The following is a 17784-nucleotide window of genomic DNA, read 5'->3' as shown; positions in this document are numbered from 1 at the left end:
CCCCCCCCCCGCCCCCGGCGCGCCCAGGCTGCGAGGGCTGGAGGATCCTTGCCTGATTCGGCCTCAATGCGTTTGCGGATCGTGCGCGCTACCCAGAGAAGGTTGTGTGCGAGCACGCCGTAGGCGATCGGAACGCACGGGCGCGGTTCTCAAAGCCTTTGGCGCGGCAGACCCGTCCGCCTCTTTTGTTTTTGAGGATCGCTATGCGGGCTTCGGTTCCACCGCGTCGCTTCTGCAAGCTGCGAAAGCTCTCATCGCACATGAGTTCTTTGAGTTTGGCTGCGTTGCGCGGGCAGATGTGGCTGACGATGCCATCTTCACCGAGTTCGTCGAGTAGTTTGCGGGAGTCGAAACCGCGGTCAGCGACCACGCAGTCTACCGGAGTCTCTATGTCCAGTGCCCGCTGGCGGGCGAGGCTGTCGCGTAGCTTTTGGCTCTCGCCTGGAGGAGCATCCCGGTAGAGCTCATAATCGAGAATGAAACCGCAGGGGCTTTCGGCGATAAACAGCGCGTTGCCAAACTCCACCTCTTTGCCCGCTTTCCCACGCACTAGGGTGTGGATGTCAGGCTCATGTGCGCTGAGGATTTTGTCCCCGCTGGAAACTTTTCGCTCACCGATGATGCGTTCGTGTGCTTGTTTCATGACTTGGGGCAGGAGCTCCAGCTGGCTGTCGATGCGAGCGAGGATACGCTCCGCCTCGCGCTGGCTCAGCTCGGTCGTATCCCAGGATGTTTCGAGTAATTCGCGGTGTTTGCGGGCATGGTCACCGATGCATCGGAGCAGCTTTTTCATGCGGCGCAGGATCGCTTTACGCCGTTTCTTCGCGTCCTTACGGCGACGGCTGTGAGTCATCTCGATGCAGAGGCGGTTCATCTGACGCGCGAGCTCTGCGGGAGATTGCGACATTCGATTGAGGAGCCGTTGCGAACGGATCAAAGTGGTGGCTTTGAGTAGGGTGAGCGCGACATCCTTGAGCAAAACCCAATCGGTAGGGAAATGAATGTTTGCTTCAAAACAGGTGGAATCGACCAGGCAGATGGAGGCATCCACGGGCGCTTCCAATCCCAGGTCGGCGCATAGATCGGAGTTTGCCACAGTCTCCGTGAGCAGAGCGTTCATGCGCTGAAGCTCTTCATGGGTGAAAAACTTGCTGGCGCGCTCCAGGGTGCTTTTGGACGTCCATCTGTTCCCCTCAATGAAGCTGACATTGCAGAAGTCAGCGAGTAAATCACTACTGGAGAGCCTTGCAGAGAACTCGCGGAAGCTGGGCATGCCAAGCAGATGACGCAACAACTCCATGCGTAAAGCCACCGGAGCGAACTGGATATTACGATCGCGGCAGCGCGAGGATGTATTTTCGTCAAGCCGGTCCAGCGTGATATCTATCGCAAGGGCCTCGACGCATGATGCGCGGATATTTGCTTCGATCTTGTCGAGGTCCTGGCGCAAGCGCTCGTAGTCACAATTTGCGAGGACCGGAGTTAAGTCTGGACGCAGCCAGCTTTGGATTACAAATTTATGCTTAGAAGACGGTGCTGTATTTGAATTCACCCACAATTATAGAGGCCGTTTTTAGGGCGAAACGAGGAAATAGTGCCTCTTTCGCCCGCTTTTTTTGGCCTCAAGCTATTGTCCATCAATGACTTGAAGCCCTGGGACAGGCTCTACCTACGCCTCTCAAGGACTACTCGCCAGCAAGCTGGCTGTGTTCCTCCTTGACCGACTTTGGTCTCAAGAGTTTAGCTCGAAGCTACAAAAATGAACCTTTCATAGCTAAAAACACCGATCAAAGTGTCCAGCAAATGGGCTCCACTTCATATGCTATACAATTCCTCTCATTGCCATTAATTTCTCAAAGAAAAGGGAAAACCCTGGATAAAAGAGTTTCCATTATTTTTCGGTAAGATCGCACAGTAAAAAATTCCCTCTCCCGCTTCTTTATTGACCCAGTATATAGAAGGCCTCTCAAGGCGTGCGACTTCTCGCGTAGTTTGAGAATCATACCTAATGAACAAATTCGCAGGTATCAAAGTAACTACAGGCGTCCATTTTCTCAAATCCCGAGAGATCCAGGTACTCAACAGTTTTTTCGCTGATGAACCATTATATACTCCTTCAAAATCAACGCACAAAAAATACCAAAAGCCTTTCCAAAAAAAACAGTGACCATCCTCAACACTGCCCAACGTCCCCCCTATACAAACCTCCGGTAGAAGCCTAAATGATACCTCATCTAGATTTGACTCAGCAAGGCGGTAAGTTGCAATTATTTTTCCATCTACCTTACAACTCACCTTAATAAACAAAAACAATCGATCTTCCGCACAAACCGGAAAAGGGTTACTAATTGAGAAACATCCTTCTCCAAAATCAGCGAGGCGAAAAACAGGCAGGGCCCTCGCATCCCAACCAACCAGATCACTAGTTTCCACCCAGCCAACATTTCTGTTATTCTGAATATCCTCGAGGGTGGGGCCTACAGATCCTGTATAAAATAGCAAATAACGATCCAAAACCTTCAATATTGAAGGGCCATGCTGCATCACTTGTCCCCATTCTGGCCATTCAGTCTCGACTTGTTTTAATGGACCGATCGCTCTCCCACCTTCGATTTCCACAAGACCTATCTTACTATATCGGAGAAAGCCTTGAAAGCCTTCCGAAGCTGGCCAATATGACAATAGAGCCCAGCTTTTTCCACGAAAATCAAAGAAACTACTGCACCAATAATACCGATCAGAACTCCGCAAAACAGTCTTCCTAGACGCATCTAGTTGGTTTAATTGGTCAAAGATGAGATTATGAGTGTTTCGCCGAAAATATAGGCACTTCAGTGAATCGCTCAGCTCGACACCATCGCTTTTAACACCCTTATATCCTACAAATTCTAGCTCCTGCATCGGACCACCGTAAATTTTTCTTATCTCCTTAACATCGAGGATTTTCCCTTTGTACCGAAACAATGGAGAATAGGTTTCTCCATTCTCGACATTCTGACGGTCAACAAAACCACTAAACATCTGATGAACCGCAGCTATCGGAGTGAAACAGTCGCGCACAACGGTTTGCTGCAGTAGATACTCAGAGTTAAATAAACAAAGAATACCTCCAAATCTGAGGGATACGGCTATTAGTGCAATGGTCCTCTCAAAGCTCTCAAACTCTATAGAATTATCATCACGCTTTGGCCAAATACAAAATACCGAATTAGCGACGATCAAATCGTAAGGAGCATTTTCGATAATTGTATTATAATCACTCTTGTAGAAATGAATATTTTCACAATCGTATTTATCGATCGCCTGTCTTAACACGTTTTCATCAGTATCGACACCGATTACAGCTGCCCCCGGAAACTGCAGGCTCAAGTCGAAACACTCATCACCTTTGGAACAACCAAACGATAAAATCTTTCTTGGTTTTTGTTCCTCGAATAGTAGTTGAAGATCTTGGAAAATCTCTGGATGCCTCATCCTAGATGTATCATTTAATATCTGAAAACGATCCATAGGAATAAAGAATTTTTCGATATATCGCAAATGCTTTAGAAAACGCGGGTGAGGCCATCACAATCTTTCGCTTTGCCTCCAGCAATGCACTTCGCTCATCGTGGGGAACCGAAGACTTACGGTTCGCGGCCTCTGCAAAGCGAGATTCGCCGCATTCAGAAATCCACTGCGAAATCTCTGAATCATACGTCTCTGGTGGACGAGAACTGACCTTGTCACAACACGACACAGCTTCAACAATTCCACGAACTCCTTCGGTCACTTGTTCGAAAAACACAAACCTCAATGACTCACGAAGGCGCCATGCAGAAAGATAGAATTCGCAATATTTTTCAACTAAAGAGCTTGGTTCTTCATTCAAATATACCAATGCAGATGAAACAGCATCCTCGGGAGCTCGAACGCAAACATAAGTCGGAATTCCTAAAGCCACCGAATACTGAAAGTTGAGGATATCATGGGTGTGATGTCCTATCCTTTCAAGACTGTTCATCATACTTTTATAAAATAGAAAAAAACCCAACAAATAAGTATTACCAGATCGCGGAAAACCTTCCACACACAGAATACTCTCCTCATTCACATAGTGATGTGAATTTTCAGGTCTCTCAGTGACACGTTTCTCGACCCGTTTTTTCAATAATTTAGGATTGAACATATATCAGGAATAAGAGTAGCTCATAGCATCAATCACAGATCGGAATTGATCATTGATTAGTTCAATCGTTGAGGTCTTCAGTTTATTGCGAAAGTCCCCTGGAATCATTTTTCTTTTGTGCTTTGTAATATCTTCACTAGCTGGAGCCTTAAATTCACTTTCGAAAATTTCAAAGTCTTTAATATTAAGGCTGAAGGCGTTCTGATTCAGAAAACCGATTATCCGTTCCCCCCAAACACTGTAGTCCCGAACCATCAATTCATATCGTGATACGATTGAACAGTGTTTCTTGATGCGGGCTTCCTCCAACATCCATTTATAACGATTTTGCAGTAATCCGTCTTCCAAATAGTCGACAATGAATTTATCAATGCCATTCTCGACCCATGATGCTCTTTCTTCGAAAGTTGGATTAAAAGCTCCATCACGAGTAACATGGCTATATGAGTGCGAATAATATAAAGAGGTCAACATGTCCCTTGGATCTCGAAGGTGAAAAATATAGCAATCAGAGACCGAAGTTGGTATGCTTTTAACTTCATATCGGAGTGGCGCGTAGATCCCAGCTGCAGCCAACTCTATTTCCGTAAAATCTAACGGCCTTGCGAGGTCGAAGTTCATATCATTCTTCGAATATTTCTTAATTCCCGAAACTTCTGAAACCTTTCCAAAAAACCTATGTAAAAACATGGATCCGGTTTTGTGAGTCGTAAAAACAAATAATCTCATAGCTTATAGATAGTGTTCGACGCCTTAGCAACAGTATTCACCTCCACGCCATCTATTCCGTCAAAGCGACACAAACCAATACGCTCTGAATCATAGCCCAAAAAGATGTTGTTATCGATTTGAATACCTGAAACAAGCATCCGATTTTTAATTTCCCCAATATTTAGGAAAAAGGAATATTGTCCAGGAAAAGCGTATGAGTATTTATGGCACCTAACAAGTTTATCGGTTGCACTTACGTCGCGAATTGCGCCCCCAGAGCTTCCTAGAACAATTCCGTATCTGGAGAAACCAGAAAGCATATTCCCTATGATAACGATTTGTTCAGCGTATTCGAAATATTCTTCACTTAATTGCCACTCGTTTATAAAAACACAATCTCCAAACGGTAAATTGCCTTCTGGATGGAACACTAAGATATGGCAATAACAGTTCAAATAACTAGCAGCAAGCGGTGATTCGAGCTCTACCTGGCTCTTCGAAGAATCGGTATGTTGCAAAAAATTTGGTTCTTGAACATCCGTTGCTAGGAACAAAATAAAAGCCTTATTCTCCTTGGACAAATGAACTATAAATTTGGGAAGGTCCTCCTCCAAGATAACCCTGCATTCATCTCTCCTAGTCGAAACCTTGAACCTAAATTGAAAATCTGGCAATAGAAGAGCCCTCGACCCAGAGTGAGATATTACATTTGAAACCACCGAAACATTTCGAGGGCCCTGAGCTAGGGCAATCTCGCGATTGTAAATACCTTCAATTACGTTTCCCTTAATTACAACATTCTCAGGTGCCAAATACGGCCCTTCCGTAAAATCAGATGTTTTTGAATCGGACAAACCGTCAACTGGAATATTCCAAAATTCACACACAGTCTTAACAAAATAGGGATCTACTAATTCCAAAACCTGCACATTTACACGTTGCTCATCTTCATAATACAGCGTGTAGAATGAAGATATAGAATCATGACTAAATCTGAGCACTCCCGAACCCCGAATTACAGAATCTCCAAATCCGCCCAATTCCAGCCGGAGAAGCGAATCATCATTTCGATTCCGAAGAAAAATCGCTCCAACAAATACACTGTTTGTTACTGACTCACTTATAGTATTATCCGATATCGCGACTTGTCGACAATCCCGCGAGATCGTAATAGCATCATCTTTATTGAAAAGGATTGTATTATTTGACACTATGACATTTCTCGAATTTACGATATTTAATGATCTACTTCCTACTGAGTAGTTTTCGACAAATTCGACAACACCCCAAACGCCCTCAAGCCATATTATACTCTTTTCTGTATTCCTAAATTTGCAATTTTTGACCACACACCTAGTTTTCATCTTGCGGCCTCGCAGGAAAATCACGGATCTCATACCATCTCTAGCGTTACCAGTAAAAGTAAGGCTTTTGACTTCAACATAACCCACCGTCCGATAGTTACCAATTTGACTTCCAGAGTAAACTGCAACCATACCCTTAGCGGTCCGCAACTCAGTATTTTCAAGAGACTCTCCACTTAGAATCAGTCTGGAATTCGGGACAGGGCACAAAAGCCTCGACATTAAATAACTACCTAGAGGAAAAAATACCTCGTCACCACGCTCTGCAGGCCATTCTATCACTCGTTGAATGGAATAGTGATCATCCGTAACACCGTCTCCAACAGCGCGAAAGAAAGGGTCCCTAACATTGGCCGAGTGTGCATGACCTATCCAAAGCAGACACACAATTAAAAATAATCTAAGCACGGGCTAAATCTTATGATCTCTAACCGCAGCTACAACCAGGAATAAACAAGTCGCAATCAAAATGTTGATAAAGCCAAAACGCAGGATGCTCAATGCGTATTTTGGGAACTCTACTTCGGAGCTAGACCAAGTTTGATCAACAACTACAACGAATTGACGCGAATCAGAGATATCACGCAAAGAATTCTCATATTCAGCAAATGAAGATCGATATTTTATTTGCGCCATTTCAAGCTCCGCTTCCGCGATTCGGTAACCTGCAATTCCAGAATTCGAGTCAGTTCCTGCCATATTAATTATAGATTTTCTCACCGAATCATCCCTAAGATCCTCAAGTTCATTAAGATAACGCCTTAGCCGGTTTATCCTTTCCTCATTGTTAGCCCCAACATAAGACTCCTCAGCAATAGATACCTTCAATTCCAAAATCTTCTCATCTATTGCATAAAAGCGCGAATCAATATTCCCGCCTATTAGGGCTGTTCCTCCCAGGCTGTTTTCAAGCTGGAATTCAACAAAAGATTCAAGCTCCCTCATATACTCCTTCTCAGCATCATCCAAAAAGTCCTCAAGAACTGAAGAGCGTTTAGCAGCAAGCTCCGCGTCGATGTTTGTGTATCTTATTTTACTCAGCTCGACAAGAGTGTCCATCATCGCCACGACCTTCATTGGGTCTTCAGCCCTAAGTTCAATACCTACAACCCCTGCTTTTTCATTAACAGCCACATGCAGGTTGTCCGCAAAAAGTTCGTAGCGTTCATATTTGGTCAACCTTTCTTTGGAACCTTGGTCACCGGAAGAGCTGGGTTCTGATATCGATGCCTCAATCTCTTCAAAAAAGGAGAACCCTTCAAGCAACTCTTTATAAAGAAAAAGGCTCTCACCACCAACATTTGAAAGGCCCTCTAGTAAGAACTCTCCAAAGCCTCCGGCGCTTGCTCCGTTATTAGGCATCGACTCCCGTATAGCTATTGTTGTGTTCGCCGTATAATAACGGGGAGCAAATAGGATTAAGTAGGCAATGAACAAAGCCAAAGGGATTCCTACGCTTACTCCGAAATAATGATAGAGAAAGTTTTGCTTCATAGTTTCTGGCAAATTTCTTCACCTGTGGTAATCAGAGTCGAAAGAAACTGCTTTCCTCGACGCCCCGTTTCATCATGGGAGTCTAGTTCCTTAATTTTAGAATCAATTACTAACTTCGGCGCATTTGCTTTCGCAAGATAAAAAGCAAGTCGATTATAGTAAAAAGGGTCACCATCAGAGTATAAAATAGCCTGAGAAATAGCACGAATCGCACCTTTTACTCGGACAGCCTCGAAATAGTAATTACTTAACTCATACCATCCCACGTGGTCCTTCTTCCTAATTCTAACAACGCTCACCTGATATTCGATAGCCTTCAGTATATCACCGCGCTCGAACTCCAACTTAGCCAATGCTCTGAATACAGAATCGTCGGCCTCATTTCCTGCGACCAAATCTAAGAGGGCATCCCTTTGCTTCACCTTCTGCCCCAACTTATCTGCAGATTTCGCTGTTCCAAAAATACACTCTCGCGTTTTGACACCCATACCAGAAGCAAGTTCAAAACATTCCAAAGCTCTCTCGTATTGCATCGTCGAATAGAAAAATTCTCCAGCATTAACTAGAACCAAAGGGTCCGACAAAGATTCAACTGCACTGGATACTGAGCTCACTCTCATTTCAGTTTCCGAAAAGACCTCCATAAATCTAGTCTTCAATTCCTCGAAGCCTTGCCGTTCAACCTGTGGAATAAGTAATTCTTCAAGCCTAGCAGCCGGAGCACCGTCAAGCAATATTGATGCGGAGTCCACAGAATCATCTTTTGGCAGATAAGCTTCTATCGCATCTCTAACAGAATCGTAAACTGAAACCCTCCCATCCTTGAGCAAAATCGCCATCTCACAAAAACGCTGCAGGTCGCCCACATTGTGCGACACCATTATGATATTACTTTTTGCAGCCTTTTCATTAAGAGTTGTTCGCGCCATTTCTTTAAAATGAGCGTCTCCGACAGATGTAATCTCATCTATTAGGAAGTAGTCAAAATCAAAGGCCATACTAAGCGCGAATCCAAGCCGACTCGACATGCCTGAAGAGTAAGTCCTTACCGGCTCTTCAAAGTAATCACCAATACCCGACAAATCTCTGATTGAGTCTAGCAGCTTTGCCAACTCTCTCCCGTGCACTCCATGTATTCTGGATACCGTCTTGCAATTTTCACGACCTGAAATGTGAGGCAAGAACCCACCACGTAATCCAAGCGGCCAAGACATTGATCCAGTAGCTTCAACACTTCCTGAGCTTGGAAAATCAATTCCACCTAAAATTTTGAGAAGAGTCGACTTTCCAGCTCCGTTAGGGCCAAGTATTCCAACGTTTCGCCCAGCTGGAATCTCCATACTGAGATTCTCGAAAACGTAGTGCCTACCAGAGCTTGTCTGATAGAATTTCGTCAATTCTTTTATGCGGATCATTTCAACCTAACGAAGCGTTCCAGAAGCCAAAACCTTCTCCCTAAATATCCGCAATAGCGATAATCCTAGTAGCATAGTCGCAAAAGACCACGTAGCCAAATAGCCGAGATCCCAAGAGCGTCCCTCATACCCTGATAACAACCCATAGCGAATTAGCTGCAACGAATGAATCAGCGGATTCAACAAAGCGAGATCTTTGATTTCTGAAGGAAGAGAATCGACCGTAAAAAAGATACCGGACACAAAAAACAATGGCCGCATGATGACCGGAACGATTTTCTTTATCTCACCCCAAACAACTGCTATCACCGCAAATAGCATTCCTATCCCGAAAGCAAAGAACGCGAGAAGCATTGTACCCAGCACCGAATATCCAATAGCCGGAAGGTTTACCTCAAAACCAGCGATTTTAAACCCTGTGAAAATCAAAAGTGCTGTAAAAATGAAAATAATAATTTCAAGAAGCCACCGAGCTGCAATCACATCAAACGCTTTGACTCTCTGATAATTTAAAACGCCTGAATTCGCCTCTATCGCGCTAAGGCTCACGTTCACCACATTTTGAAAAAATAAATATGGTAATATGCCTGAGGCAAAGAAAAGCGGGTAAGCGACACCGCCCACGTCGCCAGACCCAAGAGAAATCCTAATCAAGGTAAGGGTGCCAATAAACAGCAATGGCTCCAAAATTGCCCAGCCATACCCCAACCTGTATCGGCCAAAACGCGAATTCAGTTCACGAAATAGGAGAGCCGTAATAACCGACTTTTGAATTCCTAAACTGCTTGCCGCAAAAACTCTCACTGAGCGAAAAACTCTGTTTACATAATGCTTGTCAATGATTTTGAGTCGTTTCACGTTAGCGCTTTTTTGTAACTAATTGAGCAATCCATATTATGATCGGGCGTCGATTCACATGTCACTTCATCCTCTTATTCACTTTTGTATTCGCGGCTTTCGAGACATACGGCCAATCGCTTAGCCTCCAAAGATCTTCAGATATCGGTGGCCAGCGAGAGAGAATAGATGCTGCCTCAACGCAATCGCCAGCTTCTCGAGGTCTCGATTCCAAAGCCTTTGGAGCCTCTCTATTCTCAAGCCCTCGCGTAGACGCAGCTCCATTTATATCATTCAACCCCGGTTACCGAATACAAATCGGAGATCTAATCAGAGTCCAAATCTGGGGAGCGCTCAATTTTCAAGAAGTCATCCCTGTAGACGCTCAAGGCAATATCTTCATCCCAGAGATTGGACCAGTCCAAGTGCTCGGCCTTCCAAATGGAGAACTCACCAAACGTGTGGAAGAAGCGGTCAGCAGCGTATATACAAGAAACATTCGTCTTTATGCCAACCTCGAGACCTCGCAGGAGGTTAAGGTCTACGTAGCAGGATTTGTAAATACCCCTGGGCTTTATGGAGGCCCAACAAGCGAAAACTTAATCAATTACCTAAAGCTTGCAGGCGGTATCGATTTCGATCGAGGAAGCTTCATCAACATCGAAGTAAAGCGTGGCCAAGAGACTATCAATACCATCGATCTTTACGATTTCCTCACAAACGGTCTCGTCCCCATTATCCAATTCGCTGATGGGGATGTCATTTTCGTCCACCCGATTCAGAACACTGTTATGGTCGATGGACTAGCGAAAAATGCGTTCCAGTTTGAATTTTCGGATGAGTCGCTTCGCGGATCGGACCTCCTAGAGCTTGCGCGTCCCGATCCGATCGCTACCACTGCGGTAGTTAAACGCTCCCTAGGTTACAAAGCCTCGGTGATCAACTTAGACATCAGCGAAGTCAGCGTCTTTGAATTTCTCCCCGGCGATCGCGTCACAATTTCGGCTGAACGCCAGAAAGAGACCCTTCTTGTTAAAATCGAAGGCGAGCACGAGGGTGATGGCTATGTGGTAATGCCCTATGGCTCTACGGTAGGGGATCTGTATGCTCAGCTGAATTTCTCGTCGTTTTCTAATGCCGATGCGATCCAGCTTTTTCGCAAAAGTGTGCAAGTGCGGCAGAAGGAAGCGATTCTAGCGTCGCTACAGCGCTTGGAAAACAATGTGTTATCTGCACGTTCGAGCACCGCCGATGAAGCTCGTTTGCGCGCAGCTGAGGCTGAGCTGCTTTTGCAGTTTGTTGATAGGGCACGCAATGTAGAACCGTTGGGACAGGTCGTCCTCAACGGTGACAACTGGCGCGACATCCGGCTCGAAGAAGACGACCGTATCGTGATCCCGGGTCTCTCCAATCTCATCATGGTTCAGGGAGAGGTAAATTTTCCAAATACGCAGGTTTTTCGTGATGACTCCAAGCTCAAGGACTACATCGAATACGCGGGTGGATTCACCGAGAACGCTGAGAAGGACAAAATCATTTTACTCCGGGCGAATGGAGAAATCAATCTCGTCAAAGAGCGTTTGATCGGCTCTTCAAAATATGAGCTGAACCCAGGCGATGAGGTGATTATTCTCCCTGAGGTAGATAAAAAATATTTCCCGGTCATCCGAGATCTGTCGCAAATTATCTATAATCTAGCGATCGCGACCAAGGTGGTCCTGGATGTTTGAGTAAAGACTCGCCCGGGCATCCCTCTGCTCGTCCCCACCAGTCACTGCTAAACGCCTGATAGCCTGATGCGTATTTCGGTCATCATCAGCACCTACAACAACCCGAAATGGCTAGATCATGTGCTGTGTGGTTATCGATATCAAACTGATCAAGATTTCGAGCTCGTTATCGCCGATGACGGTTCAGGAGACGCCACACGCGAGGTCGTTGATAAGCATCAGGCCTATATACCCAAACTTCAGCACATTTGGCATCCTGACGACGGTTTTCAAAAATCCCGCATCTTAAATTTGGCCACACAGGCAGCCAGCGGGGACTACCTCATTTTCACTGACGGCGACTGCATCCCACCCCCCGACTTTATTGGCCTCCATCGCAGCTGTGCCAAATCGGGCCATTACCTTTCAGGAGGCTATTTTAAACTCCCGATGACGACTTCCACGGCGATCAGTGAAGAGGATATCCAAACGGGCCAAGTATTTTCACTCAGGTGGCTTCGACGTCATGGACTTCCGCTTTCCTTCAAAGCATCAAGACTTTCCGCATCCCCTCGGCTCCGCACCCTACTCGACTGCTGCATACCCACCAAGGCTACCTGGAACGGGAATAACAGTTCCGCCTTCAAAAGTGACATTCTCGCAGTCAATGGCCATGACGAGCGGATGCAATATGGGGGTCAAGATGTAGAAATGGGCTACCGATTACGCCATCGGGGGCTCAGGCCGATTCGGGTGCGGTATCGAGCTTTGGTGCTCCATCTCGATCATGCACGCGGCTATGCAAACGAAGATTCCATAGCCAAAAACCGCGCTATCCGCCAAAAGACACTAGAAACTCAATCCAAGTGGACCGCCCACGGCATCCTGAAGTCAGAAAGATGAATCAATTTCCGCTTTGCCTCGAACCCCTTGACGTATTTTCTTCCCTAATCCGGTGATATCACCCTTCGCCGAAAACTTAATTTTCAATAATGATCGTCAAACCGAAAATCCGCTCCTTTGTCTGTATCACTTCGCATCCAACCGGGTGTGCTGCTCACATCGATGAGCAGATAGCCATCGCCAAAGCGGCCAAAAAGACGGACGCAGGTCCGAAGAACGTCCTCGTTATTGGAGCATCCACGGGCTATGGTTTATCGACACGTATCAGCGCTGCTTTCACTTACGGCGCAAAGACACTCGGCATCTTTTTCGAGCGCCCCTCTTCAAACGGTAAACCTGCATCTGCCGGTTGGTATAATAGCGCTGCTTTTGAGAATGCAGCCGAGGCCGAAGGTATCTACGCCAAGAGTTTCAATGGCGACGCTTTCTCCGATGAGATGAAGGCACAAACCATCGAGACAATAAAAGCGGACATGGGTAAGGTGGATCTGGTCATTTACAGTCTCGCTTCGCCGCGCCGCACCGACCCCAAGGATGGAGTTACTTACAAGTCCACCCTCAAGCCTGTCGGTGAACCGTTTCACGCTAAGAATTTAGATACCGACAAAGAGCTGATCAGCGAAATATCAATCGAACCGGCTAACGAACAGGAGATCCGCGACACCACCAAAGTCATGGGCGGTGAGGATTGGGAACTTTGGATGGACGCACTGCTCGAAGCAGACGTTCTCGCCGACAGCTGCAAAACTGTAGCTTACTCTTATCTCGGGCCAGAAGTGACCTGGCCCATCTACAAAAAAGGTACTATCGGTGTAGCCAAAGATGACTTGGATCGTGCAGTGGTTGCTATTCGCGAAAAGATGCAGTCCATCGGTGGGGACGCTATCGTCTCGGTTAATAAGGCTGTCGTCACTCAAGCGAGTTCAGCCATACCAGTTGTTCCGCTGTATATATCGATCCTCTTCAAAATTATGAAGGCCAAGGGGACCCACGAGGATACGATCCATCAGATGGTCCGCCTGTTAACGGAGCGCCTCTATTCCGACCAGCCCTATGAGACAGACGAATCGGGACGTATCCGAATCGATGACTGGGAAATGGATGAAGATGTCCAGGCAGAAGCAACACGCCTGTTCCATGAGGTAAATACCGAGAATCTCGCTGCCATAGCGGATTTTGCAGGTTATCAGGAGAACTTCCTCAAGCTCTTTGGTTTTGGAATCGATGGAGTCGACTACGATGCCGATGTGGACGTCGAAGTCAGTATTCCGTCGATAAGCTAGTCGGGAAACACCTTTCTACTTTTAGCATAAAACCACTCAGTTTTGCCGTCTTGCTGAGGCACGCCATGATGCTCGCTCCTTCGCCGAGTCCGTTGCTCCTGTGGCCTTGAGCGCCCTAGCTCAATTCACAAGCCACACCCTTATATGGGTTTACCAGATATAAATCCGCATCTAACGCTGGATAAATTAGCTTTAATCGGGCTGTGATTCAATTCAGCTCACGATAGGCTGATTTCGGGCGAAGTATGACGCACGCGCAATAACAGCGTGGCTATCTGCATATGAAAATTCGAACCAAACTCATCGTCGCCCTGATCACTCTTATCTTGGGTTCCACCGCGTGCATCTACTTATCCTTTTCGATCATCTCTCAAGAGCTCGAACCATGGAAAGAACGTGCATCGTCCAATGGCACAATCGTTAACCTCGCAGGCCGCCAACGTATGTTGACGCAGAAAATGTCGAAAGAGGCAGAATCAGTGCTCGCAGGAAATCTACAGCTGATCGATGCCTTAGAAGGATCTCGCGGTGCATTTGCATCAGTTATCAATGGCCTCATTTATGGCGATGAAGGGAAAAATTGCTTGCCCCTCCAACAAAAGAAATCGCCGAGGCCCTGGATGCTACCTTTGTCCTATGGGGCGATTTTTCACGCCATGTTGACCAAATTATATTTGCCGGAAAAGCAGCCGCAGATGGAAACAGCGAAGAACTTCAGTCTGCTGAGACACTTCATGCCATCCAAGAGATTCGGAAAAACAATGTGCCGCTCCTTAAGCAGATGAATGCTGCGGTGGGTGCATGGGCAACTTACGTCGATGGTGATACGAGTGGCACCATTCTCTCGGTCCAACGAGCTGTGAGCATACAGGTGACTACCCTCGTAGCTGTCATTCTTTTAATGGCCGGTGTATTCACACTCGTCTTCCTCCGTATTCAGTCTGCTCTCAAACACTTGAACGAGGACCTCAAACAAGTCGCTTCGGGAGATTTGCGTGGCCTGACTCCATTAGCCGGCAACGACGAATTCAGCCAAATTTCTTCGAGCCTTTCTGAGAGTATCGATCATGTTCATGATACCCTCGCCCAAGTAACGCCGGTCATTGAGCAGCTCTCTTTGACCTCTGATTCCATGAAGACTGAATCAGGGACCATACACGAAAACGCGATATCTGCTGAAAGTTCCACCCAAGCAATGAACGGCATTTTCGACCAGCTCCACTCCCACATCACTGAGCTGGAGCAGTTCTCAAGCAATACGAGTGAGATGGCAAAAAATGTCGCTCAATCCGTGGAGCAATTACGCTCACAAATCGTAGATGTGGCCAATCAGTGTGCCGAGGAAACGCGTATTGTGGATGGAGCTTCCGACAACGTTGAATCCGCGCGCACCATTTCGAACGACCTCGATGAACTGACTTCTCAAACTGAAAAGATCGTCGAATTGATCAGCGACATCTCTAACCAAACCAACCTGCTCGCTCTCAATGCTTCTATAGAAGCTGCAAGCGCCGGTGAAGCAGGCAAAGGATTTGCCGTTGTCGCCAGTGAAGTAAAAGACCTTGCTCATGAATCCAGCAAAGCTTCTTCGCGCATCAACGAACAACTCGGGCTCATTCGCACAAGCGCCGGACAATCTTCAAGCAGCATTTCACAAGTCGGCGACTCTATGACTCAGGTGAAAACACTAGCGCGTAATATTGATGAGGTGGCCCATGAACAATCTGAGGCTACTGAAGAAATCAGTCAGCAAGTCATCGAAGTTCACACCGAAACGGAGTCAGTCCGCCGCATGTTGAGCGACCTCGGGGCACGTTCTTCTGAATTCTTCAAGGAAATCGACCAGGTTAGCTCATCGATTAATAAATCGCGCGCCGTCGCTCAATCCACGCGAGAGAAAGCGGATGAAATCCAATCCGTGGTGGAAGACTTGAAACGCAATTTCGCTAGCCTGAAGCTGTAGAAAAGCGTCTCGCATTTAGAGAATTCCGGTTGCATTTCGCAAACGCGCTCAAACGCGAATAGAGCATCCCGCACAAAATCAGTCGCTCAAATTGTCGGATGTCGTTTGGGTAATGAGAGAGGGTCATGTCGAAGCGTGCCCCTTCAATCATAGAAAGCGCTGAAGGGCAGTACTTCGTCGCCACCGAAAGAGTGGCCCAAACGTTACACGTCAATTTAAATGCAAAATGCTCTAAGCCGCCGTCCTGACCTATCTCGACGTATGACGACGTAATCCGATTCGCCTCAACCGCTTCCTGTCTTTTAGAAATTCGAATAAAGCTAATTCCATCTGTTCGTCGGTGACCACCTGATGTAATTGGATTCCAAGACTCCGACAGATACGCCCTAGTTTAGCAGCCTGTGCCCCAAAGCGTTCCCGATAGCCGGCTCGTGCCACATCAGGGTCTACGACTAAAGCTTGGCCCGTCTCCAAGTCTTCGATCATGTCCGACTCAGTGTAATCAAAGTCCAATTCCCGCCGGTCCAAGACTCTGAAGATCACCACCTCATGGCCTAGAGTCATTAATTCGGACAGTTTTGTCTCGAGCATGTCTACCTCCACCAACAAATCACTGAATAAGACAATAAGCCCTCGGCGGCGACGGGTACGCACGAGCAGATCAAATGGTTGATCCAGGGCCGTACCCTTTCCCGGAACCGCCTTTTCTAGCTCGATGAACATCCTGTGTAATTGTCCCGATCGCCGACTACAGGGGATCCGGCATCGCACGGCTTGGTCGAATAAGGTCAACCCTGGAGACTCGCCTTGGAGATGGAGATAATAAGCTAATGTGGCTACAAGAGCCCGAGCGTATTCGAGCTTTGAATGTTCGACACTCCCGGCAAATTTCATGGATGCACTCAGATCCAGTAAAAGCGAACAGTCTAGGTTGGTTTCTTCTTCATACTTACGGACGAAATACCTGTCCGTCCGGGCACAAACACGCCAATCGATATAACGCGGGTCGTCTCCTTCTACATACTGGCGATATTCAACAAACTCGGCAGAAAACCCATGACTCGAGCTATGATGGAGACCGCGCAAAAACCCGTCCACGACAGTGCGAGCTTTTAGTTCCAGACTCTTCAGCTTTAAAAGCGCAGCAGGATCGATAAACTTATCATGCCCCACAGATTGCCGGACACTACGAGCAAACCGAGCGGAAGCCTCTGTGTTTTTCGAGGTTTCTTGCCCTCCGATGCCTAACCAACGCCTGAATTGATTGAATACCATTTCAATCAGGATGTGAACACCTGGGTATCCTCTAGAAGCATGTCTATGATCTGATCAACCGTGGTGCCCTCAGCTTCGGCCCGGTAATTGACCAAAATCCGATGCCTGAGTGCCGGATGGGCCACCGCTCGAATATCCCCTTCCTCCACAAATGCTCGTCCGTCCAAGATAGCTCGGGCCTTCGCGGCCATTACCATGGTCTGTGCCGCACGAAGCCCGGCCCCCCAGTTAACCCACTCTTTAACGAAGTCTTTTCCCTGAGCACCATTCGGCCGTGAACCAGCAGCTAGACGCACGGCAAATTGCGCTATCTCCTTTGCGATAGGCACCCCCTTCACCAACTGTTGAAACGCTACAAGCTGTTCTCCTGTGTAGATAGGCTCAATCTTTTCGTGCTGAGTTCCCGTGGTTTGCATCACGACTGACACCTCTTCCTCCTCAGGGAGGTAATCCATGGTGAGCTCAAACATAAAGCGATCTAGCTGCGCCTCCGGCAAAGGATACGTCCCTTCCATCTCAATCGGATTTTTCGTCGCTAAAACAAAGAAAGGATCGTCGAGCTGATAGCGTTGTCCAGCAGCCGTTGGGTGTGACCAGAGGTGCGGGGAGTCATGCGGCCTCTTTGAGCCATTCTTGACTTTCGATGTAGGTGGCGCGGTGGG

At 47.0% G+C, this 17784-nt stretch carries 15 protein-coding genes; 5 read left to right on the top strand and 10 right to left on the bottom strand.

Features of this window, described 5'->3' with window-relative positions; all coding sequences use genetic code 11:
• Positions 1-88: 88 nt before the first annotated feature.
• The 8 genes from HRU10_10865 to HRU10_10830 form a co-directional block, all read right to left on the bottom strand.
• Positions 89-1552 carry a hypothetical protein gene (locus tag HRU10_10865; protein NRA27732.1) on the bottom strand — a complete coding sequence of 488 codons (1464 nt, stop codon included), beginning with the start codon at positions 1550-1552 and terminating at the stop codon, positions 89-91.
• A gap of 293 nt (positions 1553-1845) precedes the next feature.
• Positions 1846-3510 (bottom strand): methyltransferase domain-containing protein, encoded by a 1665-nt coding sequence (locus HRU10_10860; protein NRA27731.1) that lies wholly within the window; start codon positions 3508-3510, stop codon positions 1846-1848.
• Positions 3485-4168: a hypothetical protein gene (locus HRU10_10855; protein ID NRA27730.1), complete on the bottom strand. Its 684-nt coding sequence runs from the start codon at positions 4166-4168 to the stop codon at positions 3485-3487. The genes HRU10_10860 and HRU10_10855 overlap by 26 nt, the downstream gene beginning before the upstream one ends.
• Positions 4169-4171: 3 nt before the next feature.
• On the bottom strand, positions 4172-4897 hold the full coding sequence (locus HRU10_10850) for a sulfotransferase domain-containing protein (GenBank protein NRA27729.1): 726 nt from the start codon (positions 4895-4897) through the stop codon (positions 4172-4174).
• The gene (locus HRU10_10845; GenBank protein ID NRA27728.1) at positions 4894-6651 is read right to left on the bottom strand and encodes a right-handed parallel beta-helix repeat-containing protein; all 1758 of its coding nucleotides are present in this window, start codon (positions 6649-6651) and stop codon (positions 4894-4896) included. The genes HRU10_10850 and HRU10_10845 overlap by 4 nt, the downstream gene beginning before the upstream one ends.
• Positions 6652-6654: 3 nt before the next feature.
• A complete protein-coding gene (locus tag HRU10_10840; protein ID NRA27727.1) occupies positions 6655-7605 on the bottom strand; it encodes a hypothetical protein in 951 nt (316 codons plus the stop codon).
• A gap of 128 nt (positions 7606-7733) precedes the next feature.
• Positions 7734-9152 (bottom strand): ATP-binding cassette domain-containing protein, encoded by a 1419-nt coding sequence (locus HRU10_10835; protein NRA27726.1) that lies wholly within the window; start codon positions 9150-9152, stop codon positions 7734-7736.
• 6 nt (positions 9153-9158) lie between these two features.
• Positions 9159-10010, bottom strand: coding sequence for an ABC transporter permease (locus tag HRU10_10830; GenBank protein ID NRA27725.1), 852 nt, complete (start codon positions 10008-10010; stop codon positions 9159-9161).
• Between the two features lie 38 nt (positions 10011-10048).
• Between HRU10_10830 and HRU10_10825 the strand changes: the two genes are divergently transcribed.
• The 5 genes from HRU10_10825 (at position 10049) to HRU10_10805 (ending at position 15847) form a co-directional block, all read left to right on the top strand.
• Entirely contained in the window at positions 10049-11719 is a 1671-nt protein-coding gene (locus HRU10_10825) for a polysaccharide biosynthesis/export family protein (GenBank protein ID NRA27724.1), read from the top strand.
• A gap of 66 nt (positions 11720-11785) precedes the next feature.
• Complete coding sequence (locus HRU10_10820; GenBank protein ID NRA27723.1) at positions 11786-12601, top strand: glycosyltransferase; 816 nt, start codon at positions 11786-11788, stop codon at positions 12599-12601.
• Positions 12602-12690: 89 nt separating this feature from the next.
• Complete coding sequence (locus HRU10_10815) at positions 12691-13884, top strand: trans-2-enoyl-CoA reductase family protein (GenBank protein ID NRA27722.1); 1194 nt, start codon at positions 12691-12693, stop codon at positions 13882-13884.
• Between the two features lie 281 nt (positions 13885-14165).
• Positions 14166-14669, top strand: coding sequence for a type IV pili methyl-accepting chemotaxis transducer N-terminal domain-containing protein (locus HRU10_10810; GenBank protein NRA27721.1), 504 nt, complete (start codon positions 14166-14168; stop codon positions 14667-14669).
• The gene (locus tag HRU10_10805) at positions 14648-15847 is read left to right on the top strand and encodes a methyl-accepting chemotaxis protein (GenBank protein NRA27720.1); all 1200 of its coding nucleotides are present in this window, start codon (positions 14648-14650) and stop codon (positions 15845-15847) included. Before HRU10_10810 ends, HRU10_10805 begins: the two co-directional genes overlap by 22 nt.
• A 249-nt stretch (positions 15848-16096) precedes the next feature.
• Here HRU10_10805 and HRU10_10800 read toward each other — a convergent pair whose 3' ends face one another.
• Together HRU10_10800 and HRU10_10795 are read right to left on the bottom strand one after the other, a co-directional pair.
• Positions 16097-17122, bottom strand: a complete 1026-nt coding sequence (locus HRU10_10800; GenBank protein NRA27719.1) for a DUF58 domain-containing protein — start codon at positions 17120-17122, stop codon at positions 16097-16099.
• Positions 17123-17127: 5 nt separating this feature from the next.
• A partial coding sequence (locus HRU10_10795; protein ID NRA27718.1) for a MoxR family ATPase occupies positions 17128-17784 on the bottom strand: 657 nt, incomplete at its 5' end.

The organism is Opitutales bacterium (assembly GCA_013215165.1).
Taxonomy (GTDB): Bacteria; Verrucomicrobiota; Verrucomicrobiia; order Opitutales; family JABSRG01; genus JABSRG01.
This window is presented reverse-complemented; position numbering and strand designations above follow the sequence as displayed.